The following is a 14,279-nucleotide window of genomic DNA, read 5'->3' on the forward strand; positions in this document are numbered from 1 at the left end:
CTTGTTCAGATCGGATAGGCGGGCGCTTCGCCCTTGACGGTCAGCCACTGCCACTGGGTGAACTCGTCGATGTTGGACGGCCCCCCGATACTGGTGCCGTTGCCGGACGCGCCCACCCCGCCGAACGGGTTGATCACTTCATCGTTCACGGTCTGGTCGTTGATGTGCAGCAGGCCGGTACGCAGGCGTTCGCCCAGCTTCAGCGCGCGGCCCACGTTGCTGGACACGATCGCCATCGACAGGCCGTACTCGCTGTCGTTGGCCAGCTCCACGGCCTCGTCGTCGGTGTCGAACGGCACCACCACCGCGACCGGCGCGAAGATTTCTTCGTGGAAGGCCGGGTTGTCGCGGCCCACGTCACTGAGCACGGTCGGCTCGAAGAACAGGTCCTGGTAGCTGCCGCCTGTGGCCAGCGTGGCACCGGCCGCCTGCGCATCGGCCACGATCTTCGCGGCATGGTCGCGCTGCTGGGCATTGATCAGCGGGCCGATCGCCACATCGCCGGTGGCCGGGTTGCCGACCTTCAGCGACTTCGCCTTGGCCACCAGCTTTTCCAGGAAGCGCGGGTAGAGGCTGCGCTGGACCAGCACGCGGCCGGTGGCCATGCAGATCTGGCCCTGGTGCAGGTACACGCCCCACGCGGTATTGGCGATGGCCAGGTCGATGTCGGCGTCGTCCAGGATGATCAGCGAGTTCTTGCCGCCCAGCTCCAGCGACACCTTCTTGAGGTGCTTGCCGGCCGCTTCACCCACCTTGCGCCCAGCACCGGTGGACCCGGTGAACTGGATCATCGCGATGTTGGGGTCGCTGGTCAGCGCGGCACCGGCCGCACCGTCACCGGGCAGCACGTGCAACAGACCGGCCGGCAACCCGGCCAGTTCGAACAGCCGTGCAATCACGAAGCCACCGCACACCGCAGTGCGCGGGTCGGGCTTGAGTACCACCGCGTTGCCCAGGGCCAGCGCCGGAGCGACCGCACGCATGGCCAGGTACAGCGGGAAATTGAAGGGGGCGATCACGCCGACAACGCCCAGCGGGCGACGGCGGGCCAGGTTCAGGCGGCCGGGCTCGGACGGCAGCACGTCGCCGATGCTGCGCGACGGCAGCGCCGCGGCTTCATGCAGCGCCTTGGTGTTCACCTTGGCCTCGAAGCCGGCCTTGAGCCGGGTTGAGCCGCTCTCGCGGACCAGCCATTCCACGATCTCATCGTTGTACTGCTCGGCCAACTGCGCAGCGCGGCGCAGCACCTGGGCGCGGGTTTCGTAGGGCGCGGCGGCCCAGTCGCGCTGAGCGGTGGCGGCGGTACTGGCACCGGCGGCGATGCCGGCCGGGTCGGTCATCGCGATCTGGCCCAGCGCGGTGCCGGTGGCCGGTTCGATCACATCCTGCGCGCTGGCGCCGGTCTGCCACTGGCCGTCGAACAGCTTGCCGGACCACAGCGCGGTGGGGAGAAATTCCGAGGTTGCATGCATCTGTTGGCTCCTTTGGACGAAGCGCGGCCGCGTGGCCGTCTTCTGCACATGGTTCACCCTGGCATTGGATACCTGCCGCGTCGCACTGCCTATTGGCCGTGCGCGGGAAACGCGCAAGCCCCTGCCGGTAAAGGGATTTCAAGCATGCCCGGTGTCCAGTTAATGGACAGTGGTGTGCATGACAACGCCGCCACCACGCGTGCGTGCGGCCATGCGCCGTACAATCGCCTGCCCAGCCCGCGATACCGCCCGCCATGAATGAGCACGCCTTCACCGACGACAGCGCCCCGGACGGCACCGACTTCATCGCCGAAACCCGGACTTGGCTGGAGCAGATCGTGATCGGGCTGAACCTGTGCCCGTTCGCCAAGGCGGTCTACGTGAAAAACCAGGTACGTTTCGTGCTCAGCGACGCGACCACGCCCGAAGCGCTGGTGGAAGAGCTGGCCGAGGAGTTGCTGCGACTGCGCGACACCTCGGCGGAGGAGACCGATACCACGCTGATCGTGCACCCGTACGTGCTGACCGACTTCCTGGACTACAACGATTTCCTCGACAACGCCGACGCGGCGATCGAGGCCCTGGACCTGCAGGGCATCCTGCAGGTGGCCAGCTTCCACCCGCACTACCAGTTCGAGGGCGTGGCGCCGGACGATGTAAGCAACTACACCAACCGCTCGCCCTACCCCACCCTGCACCTGCTGCGCGAAGACAGCGTGGAACGTGCGGTGGCGGCGTTCCCGGACCCGGACGTGATCGTGGAGCGCAACATCGAGACGCTGGACAAGCTGGGCGTGGAAGGCTGGACCCGGCTGCTGGGGCGCAAGGACAACGCACGATGCCACTGACGCCGCCGATCACCGACTGGGCCACGCAGCCGCTGCGCGACCGCGTGGTGATCGTCACCGGCGGCGCGCAGGGCGTGGGCCGCGGCATCGCGCAGGCGGTGCTGGGCGCCGGCGGCAGCGTGGTGATTGCCGACCTGGATACCGATGCCGGCAAGGCCTGCCTGAAAGAATGGGCGCTGCCCGAACGGGCGGCCTTCCAGCGCGCGGACGTAGCCAGCGAGCGCAGTGTGCAGGCGCTGGTGAACGCCGCGCTGAAGCGTTTCGGGCGCATCGACGGGCTGGTCAACAATGCCGGCATTGCCGCGGCGCATGGCACCCCGCTGGCGCAGATGCCATTGGCCGAATGGCAGCGCCGGTTGTCGAGCCTGCACGGGGCCTTCCTGTGCAGCAAGCACGCGCTGCCGGCCCTGCGCGAGCACGGCGGGGCCATACTGAACATCGCCTCCACCCGCGCCGGTCAGTCCGAAGCGGACAGCGAAGCCTATGCGGCGGCCAAGGGCGGGCTGGTGGCCTTCACCCATGCGCTGGCGATCAGCGAAGGCCCGGCCGTGCGGGTGAACTGCATCAGCCCCGGCTGGATCACCACCGACGCCTGGCAGGCCCCGGCGCGGCGACGCACACCGAAGCTGTCGCGCCGCGACCACGCCCAGCACCCGGTGGGCCGCGTGGGCCAGCCGGAGGACATCGGCGCGTTGGCGGTGTTCCTGCTGTCGGACCTGTCCGGCTTCATCACCGGCCAGGACCATGTGGTGGACGGCGGCATGACCCGGAAGATGATCTACGCCGAATGACGGCGGGGGGGCGAATCGACCAACGGTCGATTCCTGCCCCGGTAAGTACTGACCGTCGATCGGTACGCGTGCACGACACAGGACCACGACGCCCGGTGGTGCCGGCCGCTGGCCGGCTTTGAACCATGCCGCCGGCACACGGCGTCATGCATTCCGGGGAGCCGACCAGCAGCCGGCACTACCGGGATCGCGCCAGATGCAGTGCGATGACGACGGCCACCGGGCCCGATCACGCCATGCCGTTATGGCGCAGCAGCGCGTCCACGTTCGGTGCACGGCCGCGGAACGCGGCGAAGTTTTCCGCGGCACTGCGGCTGCCACCACGCGACAGTACTTCGTCGCGGAAGCGCCTGCCGGTGTCAGCCACCTGGTCCGGGGCCTCTTCAAACGCGGCGTAGGCGTCGGCACTGAGCACTTCGGCCCATTTGTAACTGTAGTAACCGGCAGCATACCCACTGGCGAAGATATGGCTGAACTGATGCGGGAAGCGGTTCCAGGCCGGCGGCCGGTTCACCGCTACTTCGTCGCGCACGCGTTCCAGCAGCTGCAGCACGGTGTCCTGCACCGGGTCGAAGCTGCTGTGCAGCTGCATGTCGAACAACGCGAACTCCAGCTGGCGCACGGTGAACATGCCGCTCTGGAAGTTGCGCGCGGCCAGCATGCGGTCGAACAACGCGCGCGGCAGCGGCTCGCCGCTGTCGACGTGCGCGGTCATCGCCTGCACGCGCGCCCATTCCCAGCAGAAGTTCTCCATGAACTGGCTGGGCAGCTCCACCGCGTCCCATTCCACGCCATTGATGCCGGCCACGCCGAGCTCGCCGATGCGGGTGAGCAGCTGGTGCAGGCCATGGCCCATTTCATGGAACAGGGTGGTCACATCGCTGTGGCTGAAGGTGGCGGGCGCGCCGTCAGCGCCCTTGCCGAAGTTGCACACCAGGTACACCAGCGGCGTCTGCACGCCGTGCGCGGTATCACGCCGGTTGCGGCAGTCATCCATCCACGCGCCGCCACGCTTGCCCTCGCGCGCGTACAGGTCCAGGTAGAACTGGCCGACCAGCGCGCCCAGGGCATCAACCAAGCGGAAGAAACGCACATCCGGGTGCCACACCGGCGCGCTGTCGGGCTGCACCTGCAGGCCGTACAGGCTTTCGATCACGCCGAACAGGCCGGCCAGCACCTTCGGTTCGGTGAAGTACTGCTTCACCTCCTGCTCGGAATAGCTGTACCGGGCCTGCTTGAGCTTCTCGCTGGCAAAGCCGAGGTCCCACGCTTCCAGCGCGGGCAGGCCGAGTTCGTCGCGGGCGAAGGCGTCCAGTTCGGCGCGGTCGCGCTGCGCATGCGGCTTGGCGCGCGCGGCCAGGTCGCGCAGGAAGCCGAGCACCTGGTTGGCGTCCTCGGCCATTTTGGTGGCGATGGAATACGCGGCGTAGTTGGCAAAGCCGAGCAGCGCGGCCAGTTCCGCGCGCAGGGCCAGCACGCGATCGATGTTGGCGCTGTTGTCCAGTGCGGCATCGCCGAATTCGGACGCACGCAGCGCGTTGGCGCGGTACAGCGTTTCGCGCAGCGGGCGATACGTGGCATAGGTCAGCACCGGCAGGTAGCACGGCATCTGCAGGGTCAGCTTCCAGCCGGGCAGACCGTCCTTTTCGGCCGCCGCGCGTGCGGATGCGATCACGTCCTCGGGCAGGCCGTCCAACTCGGCGCGGTCTTCAACGTGCAGCGACCACGCGTCGGTGGCGTCCAGCACGTTCTGCGAAAACTTCGCCGACAGCGCCGACAGTTCTTCCTTGATCGCACTGAAGCGTGCCTTGGCGTCGTCGTCCAGCTCGGCACCGCCCAGGCGGAAATCGCGCAGCGCGTTGTCCAGCACCTTGCGCTGGGCTTCATCGAAACCGGCCGCCTCGGGGGCCGCCGCGAGGCGCCGGTACTGTTCGAACAGCGCCAGGTTCTGGCCCAGCGCACTGCCGAACCGGGTCACCTTGGGCAGGGTGGCGTTGTAGGCCTCGCGCAGTGCCGGCGTGTTGACCACGGCCTGCAGGTGGCCCACCTGGCCCCAGGCGCGCCAGAGGCGTTCGGTGGCATCGTCCAGCGGCACCACGAAGCTGGCCCAGGTGACCGGGCTGACGGTTTCGGCGGCCTTCACCGCGGCCTCGGCGTCGGCCAGCAACGCGTCGATGGCCGGGCCGATGTGCTCGGGCAGGATCGCGTCGAAACGCGGCAGGCCGGAAAAGTCGAGCAGGGGGTTGGTGGGGGTCACAGGCATCTCCAGACAACGGGGCCGCACAGCGGCATTCGCCCACGATATGGCATCGCCCCCACCCCGGCACAAGCCCTGCGCCGGTGCGGCAGGCCGATGTTCACGCGCGGCTGACGGCACCGGACCGAGGCTGGAAGCCCCACCGTGGCGGTCCGGAGCGATCATGGATGATGTCACCCACACCCTGCCGGCGTTCGCGCTGATCGGCACCGCCAGCCACGCCGAACTGGACTGGATTGCCGCGCTGGGCCACCCCGACGAACAGGCGCGCCACCGCACGGCGCTGCAGCAGGTGGTGGGACCGCAGCAGGGCCGGCTGCACGAGGACCAGCTCTGGTATCCCTACGAAGTGATCGAACGCGGCGCCGCGCGGTATGCGCCGGGCCATGAGCGCGAATTCGTCCTGTGCACGCTGCTGGTCATCCTGGCCGTGCAGGCCGGCCAGCGTCTGGACGTGGACCTGGCCCTGCAGTTCGACGACCTGGCGGCAACGTATGAAACGCTGCCACCGGTCCTGCGCGACACCGTCCTGGACGCCTACCAGCGCGTGCAGGCGTAGAGCCGACCGTTGGTCGGCTGACGTCCCGCGCGCACAGGGGGTAGAGCCGACCGTTGGTCGGCTGCCTTCCGGCACGTACAAGCGTAGAGCCGACCGTTGGTCGGCTGACGTCCCGCGCGCACAGAGGTAGAGCCGACCGTTGGTCGGCTGATTTCCGGCGTCACGGCCAGAGCAGCCGACCAACGGTCGGCTCTACCTGCGGAAAGCCAGAGCAGCCGACCAACGGTCGGCTCTACCTGGTGAAGGCTGGAGCAGACGGGCCGAGCCCGGCTCTACCTTCAGTACAACCCTTCCAGCGACGCACACGGCAGTACCGGCAAGCCCTGCCCCGCAACCGCCGTGGCAATCAGCGCGTCGGCCTGCTCCACGTCGATGCCCTGGCGCGGGTACCAGTCCGGGTTGTAGTAGCTGTGCGCGTAGCGCTCGCCGCTGTCGCACAGGATGGTCACGATCGAGCCGCTGCGGCCGGCCTTGCGCATCATCTCCGCCGCCTGCAGCACGCCGATGAAGTTGGTGCCGGTGGAGCCCCCCACGCGGCGGCCCAGCTGCCGGCTCACATGCCGCATCGCGGCCAGGCTCAGGGCATCGGGCACTTTCACCATCGCATCGACGCTGGTCGGTATGAAGCTGGATTCCACCCGCGGCCGGCCGATGCCTTCCACGCGGGAACCGCCGCTGCAGGTCAGCTCGCGCCACGGCTCCCCAGCCAAAGCCGCGCAGTAACCGTCGTAGAACACCGACACTTCCGGGTCGGCGCACAGGATGCGGGTGTCGTGCCGGCGGTAGCTGACGTAACGGCCCAGCGTGGCCGCGGTACCGCCGGTGCCTGGGCTGCACACGATCCATTCCGGCACCGGGTGCGGCTCTTCGGCCATCTGCTTGAAGATGGACTCGGCAATGTTGTTGTTGGCGCGCCAGTCGGTGGCCCGCTCGGCGTAGGTGAACTGGTCCATGAAGTGGCCACCGGTTTCGCGGGCCAGTCGCTCCGAATCGCCATTGAGATCGCAGGCGCGCTCGACCAGGTGGCAACGGCCGCCATGGAACTCGATCGCGGCGATCTTCTCCGGTGAGGTGGTGGCCGGCATCACTGCGATGAACGGCAGACCCAGCAGCCGTGCGAAGTACGCCTCGGACACCGCCGTGGAGCCGCTGGAGGCCTCGATCACCGGGCGTCCCTCACGCAGCCAGCCGTTGGTCAGCGCATACAGGAACAGCGAGCGCGCCAGGCGATGCTTGAGGCTGCCGGTGGGGTGGCTGGACTCGTCCTTGAAGTACAGGTCGATGCCGGCATGCCCGGGCAGATCCATCGGGATCAGGTGGGTATCGGCCGAACGGTTGAAATCGGCTTCGATCTTGCGGATGGCGGCAGCCACCCATTCACGCTGCGACATGGCCAGGACTGTGCAAGGAGACGCAGCATTCTACGTCGCCTTGCACTCCCCCCGCTAAAATGGGCGCCATGGCCGTGAACCCACGGCCCCCCGCTGCCACAGGATTTCCCCAATGAGCGTTGCTTCCCTGCAGTCCCAGCCCGGCGTTGCCGCCCAGCCGCCGGCCGAAACCACCGGTTTCGTGTTCAACCACACCATGCTGCGCGTGAAGGACATCGCCGCCTCGCTGGATTTCTACACCCGCGTGCTCGGCTTCCGCCTGATCGACCAGCGCGACTTCGCCGAAGCCCAGTTCAGCCTGTACTTCCTGGCCCTGCTGCCGGCCGGCACCCAGATCCCCGAGGGCGACGACGCGCGCCGGGTGTGGATGGCCGGCATTCCCGGCGTGCTGGAGCTGACCCACAACCACGGCACCGAAACCCAGGACGGCCCGGTCTACCACGACGGCAACAGCGACCCGCGCGGCTTCGGCCACATCTGCGTATCGGTGCCGGACATCCAGGCCGCCTGCAAGCGTTTCGACGACCTGCAGGTGCCCTACCAGAAGCGCCTGGAAGACGGCCGCATGAAGCACCTGGCCTTCATCAAGGACCCCGACGGCTACTGGGTGGAGATCATCTCCAACACCCCGATCGCCTGAGAGCGCTGCATCCCGTGGGTGCCGACCGTTGGTCGGCACACCGCCGCCGCGTCGGCACCCCACCACGGGATCAGCAAACTGCATGCGGCGGACATGCCGCCGCAGCGCACCGGTGGTATACCTGCGCACCTGCCCAAGCCGAGGAGTGCGCATGGAAACCATGGAACTGTACCGGGGTCGCCTGATCGACCATCTGCAACTGGTGGTCAAGGACCTGGCCGCCAGCCGCCGTTTCTACCAGGCCGTGTTCGACAGCATCGGCATCCCCATCGCCGGTGAAGGCGACACCTATTTCTGGGCCGACGAGCTGTTTATTTCCACCGCCAGCAGCGAAGCCGCCGCCGGCCAGCTCACCGGCCGCCACCACCTGGCCTTCCAGGCCCGCGACCGCGCCACCGTCGAGGCATTCCACCGCGCCGCGTTGGGCGCAGGTGGCAAGGACAACGGCGCCCCCGGCGAACGCCCATACCATCCGGGCTACTACGCCGCGTTCGCGATCGATCCGGACGGCAACAATATCGAAGTGGTCTACCACGGCCCGGCCGACTACAGCGCCGATGCGGTGAAGGTGAGCTTCTCGCAGTAGACGGGCGCGCCCGCAGCTCCGTCCCGGGGCGGGCACGCCATGCGCGCCCGCCCGGTCAGCATCATGCGCCGATCAGCGCGAACACGTGCCCTTGCGGGCCATCTTCAACCCGGCCACCTGGCGGCGACCGTCGGCCTCGGGCACCACGTCCAGCTTGGCACCGCCCACGAACACGCCCATCCGGATCGACTGCTGGATGAAGTAGTTGCGGCCCGATTCGGTCTGCACCTTCAGGTCGTTCGGCGAGAACTCCGACTCGGTCGAGAAGGTGTGCTCACGGTCGCCCGGCACGGTGGTGTAGAAGAACACCTTGTCGGCGCTTTCGCCCAAGCATTCGCCGTCGATCCAGATGTCCTTCTTCAGCGCCTTGCCGACGAAGCTGTTGCGGAACACATACACCCCGGCGGTGCCCGCTTCGGGCGTCGGGAAGGTCTTGGCAATCTCCACCATGCCCTTGTCGGACATCGGCACGCTTGCACAGCCGGACAACAGGGCAATGGCCGCAGCCATCCCCAACAACGAAACCTTGTTCACGTACTGCCCCCTGATGATTGGATGAGAGGCGACGCGGTTCCGGCGGAAGGCTGCTGGCGATTCAGCCGCGCAACGCCGCACACGAGAGCGTGCTCCCGATGCCGTGCCCGCCCTGGCCAACCTGCGTCCCTGCCGGTGCCGACGGCACCGGGGCGAAGTCTAGCCGGGAATGTGAAGATCGTGAATGGGCGCGCGGCGCAGGCCGACAGACCGGTGCAAGGCGGTGGCATGAACGCTTCAGGGAGCACCGTAGCCAGTCTCACTGGATGAGATCGTCCCTGCTTAGGGTGCCCGCATGGACACCCTGCGCAAGCTCGCCATCCTCGCCGATGCCGCCAAATACGATGCCTCCTGCGCCTCCAGCGGCGCGGGAAAGCGGAACTCGGTCAAATCCGGCGGCATCGGCAGCACCGAGGGCGCGGGTATCTGCCACAGCTACACCCCGGATGGGCGGTGCGTATCGTTGCTGAAGATCCTGCTGACCAACTTCTGCATCTACGACTGCGCCTACTGCGTGAACCGGGTTTCAAGCAACGTGCAGCGGGCGCGCTTCAGCGTGGACGAGGTGGTCGCGCTGACCATGGATTTCTACAAGCGCAATTACATCGAGGGCCTGTTCCTTTCCAGCGGCATCATCCGCAACGCCGACTACACGATGGAACGCATGGTGGACGTGGCGAGGATGCTGCGCCAGGAACATCGGTTCGCCGGCTACATCCATCTGAAGACCATTCCCGAAGCCTCGCCGGAACTGCTGGCTGCCGCCGGGCGTTATGCCGATCGGCTGTCGATCAACATCGAACTGCCCACTGAAGACGGACTGGCCAGTTACGCCCCGGAAAAGTCGATGCCCTCCATCCGGGGCGCGATGGGCGAGCTCAGCTGGCGGATCGAAGAGGCCAAGGAGGCGCGCAAGGCGACTGCTACCCTGCCGCTGGCCGATCCGGCCCCGCGCACCAGGAAACCGCGAGCGCCGCGCTTTGCACCGGCCGGACAAAGCACACAGATGATCGTCGGTGCCGACGGCGCGAGCGACCTGCAGATCCTGGGCGCGGCGGACAATCTGTATGGCAATTACCACATGCGCCGGGTCTATTATTCCGCGTTCAGCCCGATCCCCGATGCCAGCAAAGCGCTGCCGCTGCAGGCGCCGCCCCTGGCGCGTGAGCACCGGCTGTATCAGGCCGACTGGCTGCTGCGCTTTTACGGCTACGGGGTGGAAGAGATTACCGACACCACCCAGGGCGGCATGCTCGACCTGGACATCGATCCGAAAATGGCGTGGGCGATCCGACACCCCGAGCGTTTTCCGGTGGACGTCAATACGGCGCCGAAGGAATTGCTGTTGCGCATTCCCGGCTTGGGCGTGCGCAACGTCAAGCGCGTGTTGATGGCGCGCCGGCATGGCCGCCTGCGGGTGGCCGACGTGGCCCGGCTGCGCGCGCCGATGAGCAAACTGTTGCCATTCGTACAACTGGCCGACCACCATCCCCGCAAGCAGCTGGATGATCCTGTCACCCTGCGCGCGCGGTTGGCGCCGCCACCGAAGCAGGGCGCATTGTTTTGACCCGTCCGGCACACACGGACCTGCAGCGCTGGAGCGCGCGGGTGGACCCGGCGTGGTCGCTGGAGGCATGGCGCGCGGTGGCGCGGGCCGCGTTGCAGCGACAGGTCACGCCGCCCCAGCTGGACTGGCTCGATGCCGGCGACGGCTCGCTGCTGGATGCGCCGTCGGTACTGGATGCGCCCCTACCGGTGGCGCCCACGCCGACGCAGGCAGCGGTACCCCGTGATTTTCTCGAACTGGCCGCCACCTGCCTGTGCCACCGCGAACCGCAGCGGCTGGCGCTGCTGTACCGCATGCTGTGGCGGATCACCCACGGCGAGCGACGCCTGCTGACCAACCCGGCCGACCCCGATGTGGTGCGCGCCATGACTCTGGCGCAGGCAGTGCGCCGCGATGCGCACAAAATGAAGGCGTTCGTGCGCTTCCGCGAAGTACCCGGCGAGCAAGAGGCATTCATTGCCTGGTTCGAGCCAGACCACCAGATCGTGGACCGGGTGGCGCCCTTCTTCGCGCGTCGCTTCGCCGGCATGCGGTGGGCGATCCTGACCCCGACGCGCAGCGCGCGATGGGATGGCAGCACGTTGTCATTCGGCCCCGGCGGCAGCCAGGAGCAGGCACCGCGCGAGGACGCGCGCGAAGAATTGTGGCGCACCTACTACGCCAATATCTTCAACCCGGCCCGGCTCAACACGCGCATGATGCGGCAGGAAATGCCCGCCAGATACTGGAAACACCTGCCTGAAGCAACGCTGCTGCCGATGCTGGTGCGTGACGCCGGCGACCGCGTACAGGAGATGCATGACCGCGACGTGCAGGCACCGCAGCGCCGCATTCCCGACCGCCGGATTACCCCGCGTGCGCCGGCCACCGCCAACGGGGACGACCTGGATACGCTGCGCACGGCGGCCATGGGCTGTCGCCGCTGTCCACTATGGGAACCGGCCACCCAGACGGTGTTCGGTGAAGGGCCTCAGAACGCCAAGGTGATGCTGGTGGGCGAGCAGCCTGGCGACAGCGAAGACCTGAGCGGGCACCCGTTCGTGGGGCCGGCCGGGCAGCTGTTGAACCGCGCGTTGTCCGAACTGGATATCGACCGCAGCACGCTGTACATGACCAATGCGGTGAAGCACTTCCGGTTTGAGCGGCGCGGCAAACGGCGCATCCACAGCAAGCCGCAGATGACCCACGTCACGGCGTGCAAACCGTGGCTGATGGCCGAAATAGAGAACGTGCGCCCACAGGTGATCGTGTGCCTGGGAGCCACTGCGGCTACTGCCGTGTTCGGTGCGGGCTTCAACCTGATGGAGAAGCGCGGCCGCTGGCACGCGCTGGACGACGGCACCCGCGCATTCGCCACGGTGCACCCGGCGTGGGTACTGCGTCAGGGCGAGGGCGAGGCGCGGGAGGCGGCGTATCGGGGGCTGGTGGAGGATCTGCGGCGTTTGGTGGAGGAAGGCGATCCAATGCGACGCTTCTCTCCCGAGGCAGGGTCTGCCGTTGTCAGCGACTGAAGAGCCCGCAGAGGATGTCTTCATCGCTTCGATCCCGTATCGGTTTCAGCAGTTGAAGAATGTGCCCCCGGCTGCTCGCGGGAAGGTCCGGTGCGTAACGCAACACTTCGATGAGCGCACGCAAGGCAAAGTCCATTGCGGGATAGTGAACAATCGAGGCCATGTCGGCGGCTTTTCGTCGAATAGACCGCGACAGGTCCTCCTCCCCCTGCAGCCCCAGGTTTCCTCGCAGGTACGATTCAGTGGGCAGGCTAGCAAATGGAAGCGTGCAATCAATACAGTCCAACACGTTGCGCATGCAGGCCGAACTCAAGGGAACATCGGATCGCTGGCATGTGGCATGGGATTGAAGCATGTGGACGTACTCGAACAGTGCCTCGTTGCTTGCCTCTGGCGCGGAGGATGTCACTTCGACGCGGGCACGCGACCACGCTATTTCCGCGACGGAAGGCAATGCAACGCCGGTGCGGGTGCGGGTGCGGGTGCGGGTGCGGGTGCGGGTGCGGGTGCGCGTCCGCAGCCACTGCCACTGCCACCACTTACTCTGCCGCTGGACGGCGCTGGAGTGGCCCATCCAGCGCAGCACTTCAGGGATCATCTCTTCAAGAAGCCAGTCGTGGGTGTAACGCGCGTCCCACTGACCACGAACCGAGCAGGGCGCACCGATGTCCGCAGGGCGCCAGCCAACTACGACATCACCCGGCGCACCCAACCATATCGTCCCCTCCACATGGGCGTAGAGGATGGCGTGGTAACCTCGGTCAAAACGCTGATCATCGCTATCGCTATAGACTTTCAGACAGCCGGGAGCTGCATCGAACATATGCCATGGCCCGTCGCCCAGCCCGACATCATGTGCGCGGGCAAAGTCCAGCATGCGTTGCCAGAACCATGGACGGATTGAGAGCAGGCCAATGGCCTGCGGGTAGTGCTCGATGGGTTCAAAACCGAGTGAACGCCATGCGGTGACCTGCGCTTGGCATGCACTATGAATCTTGTGCCAGGCGCATTCGAGGATCCAATCGAGGTCGGCCACTTCTGCTTCCTCCAAGGTGAGCCGCACGCGGCTTCCCATTAGCAGGTACGCGCCCTTTCTGGTCCCATGCGCGATCGCATAGGGTCGGTCCATCGAAGCGTCTGCGTGGTGCCTCCATTGGGACCATCCAACCAGCTCCCGGGCCGACAGTGCCATGGAAATCCCGGAAATATCCGCACGTGCAAATGACAGCGCCGCAGACAGGTTTCGATCTACTCCGCCGGGGAGATAGATGGAACACGCAATGCTGCGGTTGTACAGGTTTACCGATTGACCATAGTGCGTTTCTTCACGCGCGGCGAACATACTTGCTTGCGGATCCGGCAGCGGTCGTGCAGCAGGTACGCAGAATCCGTTAGCAACGGTTTCGCCGTACAACTCGAGCACGATCGGCCAGTGGTTACGCAGCAAATCTTCCAGCGCTACGCGGTCCCAAAGATGAGGATGGATCTGGCGGGCCAACAGGAGCTTTTCGCACTGCGACCACTCATCCGCCAAGTTCGTTTCTTCAGAAACGGCGTATGTGGTGCACAGATAGAAGCTGCACGCATTGGCAGCATGCTTGCCACTTAGGAAACCTTCTACCCAACGCGTGAGGGTGCCACGCCGGATATCAATTACCCGTTTGGCCTCATAGCAGGCAAAACGACTTGAGTCCGGATCCAGGCGCTGTACGTCGAGGCCCGACTGGGTCGCGCCTGATTTGCCATAACGACGCGCCTTCAGCTTGGCTCCCGGCTCCGCACTCGCCAATCGAACCACCAGTTTCTCGAAATTCTCGGGGGTGATGTCGTGCAGAGGCAGCCGACTACTTTTTGGCTGCGCCACCAGCTCCGGTTGGCGCTGCAAGCGGTCAAAAAGTACCTCAAGCGCGACATCCTCCCCGACATCGACCACGTTGCTGCCTCGATTCACCCGTCCCCCGCTCATTTCATTTGAGCAAGAGCATCGTGCATGCACGCATCGGAATCAACACGCTGGCCAGACGCGCACAGGGGTGAGGCAAGCAAGGAACGTCGATGCAGAATTGAATGCCGATGCTATTACCTGCAGGCCTGGCCTTACCAGGCCTGCTGAAGGCTCGCAA

The 14,279-nt window shown here is 66.4% G+C and carries 12 protein-coding genes; 7 read left to right on the forward strand and 5 right to left on the reverse strand.

Annotation, left to right across the window (positions count from 1 at the left end; translation table 11 throughout):
- Window positions 1–5: 5 nt before the first annotated feature.
- A complete protein-coding gene (locus GQ674_RS16595) occupies window positions 6–1,472 on the reverse strand; it encodes a benzaldehyde dehydrogenase (RefSeq protein ID WP_159497948.1) in 1,467 nt (488 codons plus the stop codon).
- Window positions 1,473–1,726: 254 nt separating this feature from the next.
- Between GQ674_RS16595 and GQ674_RS16600 the strand changes: the two genes are divergently transcribed.
- Window positions 1,727–2,320 carry a DUF1415 domain-containing protein gene (locus tag GQ674_RS16600; protein ID WP_159497949.1) on the forward strand — a complete coding sequence of 198 codons (594 nt, stop codon included), beginning with the start codon at window positions 1,727–1,729 and terminating at the stop codon, window positions 2,318–2,320.
- Complete coding sequence (locus GQ674_RS16605) at window positions 2,311–3,111, forward strand: SDR family oxidoreductase (RefSeq protein WP_159497950.1); 801 nt, start codon at window positions 2,311–2,313, stop codon at window positions 3,109–3,111. The genes GQ674_RS16600 and GQ674_RS16605 overlap by 10 nt, the downstream gene beginning before the upstream one ends.
- A gap of 229 nt (window positions 3,112–3,340) precedes the next feature.
- On the opposite strand, the gene GQ674_RS16610 is transcribed toward GQ674_RS16605, so the two are convergent.
- Window positions 3,341–5,374, reverse strand: coding sequence for a M3 family metallopeptidase (locus GQ674_RS16610; protein ID WP_159497951.1), 2,034 nt, complete (start codon window positions 5,372–5,374; stop codon window positions 3,341–3,343).
- Between the two features lie 157 nt (window positions 5,375–5,531).
- On the opposite strand from GQ674_RS16610, the gene GQ674_RS16615 reads away from it, so the two are divergent.
- Window positions 5,532–5,927 (forward strand): hypothetical protein, encoded by a 396-nt coding sequence (locus tag GQ674_RS16615; protein ID WP_159497952.1) that lies wholly within the window; start codon window positions 5,532–5,534, stop codon window positions 5,925–5,927.
- A gap of 278 nt (window positions 5,928–6,205) precedes the next feature.
- On the opposite strand, the gene GQ674_RS16620 is transcribed toward GQ674_RS16615, so the two are convergent.
- Complete coding sequence (locus tag GQ674_RS16620; protein ID WP_159497953.1) at window positions 6,206–7,318, reverse strand: PLP-dependent cysteine synthase family protein; 1,113 nt, start codon at window positions 7,316–7,318, stop codon at window positions 6,206–6,208.
- 112 nt (window positions 7,319–7,430) lie between these two features.
- Here GQ674_RS16620 and gloA point away from each other — a divergent pair, with 112 nt between their 5' ends.
- Window positions 7,431–7,958, forward strand: a complete 528-nt coding sequence (gloA, locus tag GQ674_RS16625; protein ID WP_128097929.1) for a lactoylglutathione lyase — start codon at window positions 7,431–7,433, stop codon at window positions 7,956–7,958.
- Window positions 7,959–8,109: 151 nt separating this feature from the next.
- Window positions 8,110–8,544 carry a VOC family protein gene (locus GQ674_RS16630; RefSeq protein WP_159497954.1) on the forward strand — a complete coding sequence of 145 codons (435 nt, stop codon included), beginning with the start codon at window positions 8,110–8,112 and terminating at the stop codon, window positions 8,542–8,544.
- Between the two features lie 72 nt (window positions 8,545–8,616).
- Here the strand turns inward: GQ674_RS16630 and GQ674_RS16635 are convergent, their stop codons facing one another.
- Window positions 8,617–9,078, reverse strand: coding sequence for a DUF2846 domain-containing protein (locus GQ674_RS16635; RefSeq protein WP_236546108.1), 462 nt, complete (start codon window positions 9,076–9,078; stop codon window positions 8,617–8,619).
- Window positions 9,079–9,373: 295 nt separating this feature from the next.
- Between GQ674_RS16635 and GQ674_RS16640 the strand changes: the two genes are divergently transcribed.
- Together GQ674_RS16640 and GQ674_RS16645 are read left to right on the forward strand one after the other, a co-directional pair.
- A complete protein-coding gene (locus GQ674_RS16640) occupies window positions 9,374–10,645 on the forward strand; it encodes a putative DNA modification/repair radical SAM protein (RefSeq protein ID WP_159497955.1) in 1,272 nt (423 codons plus the stop codon).
- A 20-nt stretch (window positions 10,646–10,665) separates the two neighbouring features.
- Window positions 10,666–12,156 (forward strand): UdgX family uracil-DNA binding protein, encoded by a 1,491-nt coding sequence (locus GQ674_RS16645; protein ID WP_201290283.1) that lies wholly within the window; start codon window positions 10,666–10,668, stop codon window positions 12,154–12,156.
- On the opposite strand, the gene GQ674_RS16650 is transcribed toward GQ674_RS16645, so the two are convergent.
- Window positions 12,146–14,107, reverse strand: a complete 1,962-nt coding sequence (locus GQ674_RS16650; RefSeq protein WP_159497956.1) for a hypothetical protein — start codon at window positions 14,105–14,107, stop codon at window positions 12,146–12,148. The two genes, GQ674_RS16645 and GQ674_RS16650, sit on opposite strands and share 11 nt — an antisense overlap.
- Between the last annotated feature and the right edge of the window lie 172 nt (window positions 14,108–14,279).

It is taken from the genome of Stenotrophomonas sp. 364 (assembly GCF_009832905.1).
GTDB classification, from domain to species: domain Bacteria; phylum Pseudomonadota; class Gammaproteobacteria; order Xanthomonadales; family Xanthomonadaceae; genus Stenotrophomonas; species Stenotrophomonas maltophilia_AP.

Excerpts from the sequence above, each read along its gene's own strand:
- GQ674_RS16595 (WP_159497948.1), bottom strand. The coding sequence starts at position 1,472 with ATGCATGCAACCTCGGAATTTCTCCCCACCGCGCTGTGGTCCGGCAAG.
- GQ674_RS16600 (WP_159497949.1), top strand. The coding sequence starts at position 1,727 with ATGAATGAGCACGCCTTCACCGACGACAGCGCCCCGGACGGCACCGAC.
- GQ674_RS16605 (WP_159497950.1), top strand. The coding sequence starts at position 2,311 with ATGCCACTGACGCCGCCGATCACCGACTGGGCCACGCAGCCGCTGCGC.
- GQ674_RS16610 (WP_159497951.1), bottom strand. The coding sequence starts at position 5,374 with ATGCCTGTGACCCCCACCAACCCCCTGCTCGACTTTTCCGGCCTGCCG.
- GQ674_RS16615 (WP_159497952.1), top strand. The coding sequence starts at position 5,532 with ATGGATGATGTCACCCACACCCTGCCGGCGTTCGCGCTGATCGGCACC.
- GQ674_RS16620 (WP_159497953.1), bottom strand. The coding sequence starts at position 7,318 with ATGTCGCAGCGTGAATGGGTGGCTGCCGCCATCCGCAAGATCGAAGCC.
- gloA (WP_128097929.1), top strand. The coding sequence starts at position 7,431 with ATGAGCGTTGCTTCCCTGCAGTCCCAGCCCGGCGTTGCCGCCCAGCCG.
- GQ674_RS16630 (WP_159497954.1), top strand. The coding sequence starts at position 8,110 with ATGGAAACCATGGAACTGTACCGGGGTCGCCTGATCGACCATCTGCAA.
- GQ674_RS16640 (WP_159497955.1), top strand. The coding sequence starts at position 9,374 with ATGGACACCCTGCGCAAGCTCGCCATCCTCGCCGATGCCGCCAAATAC.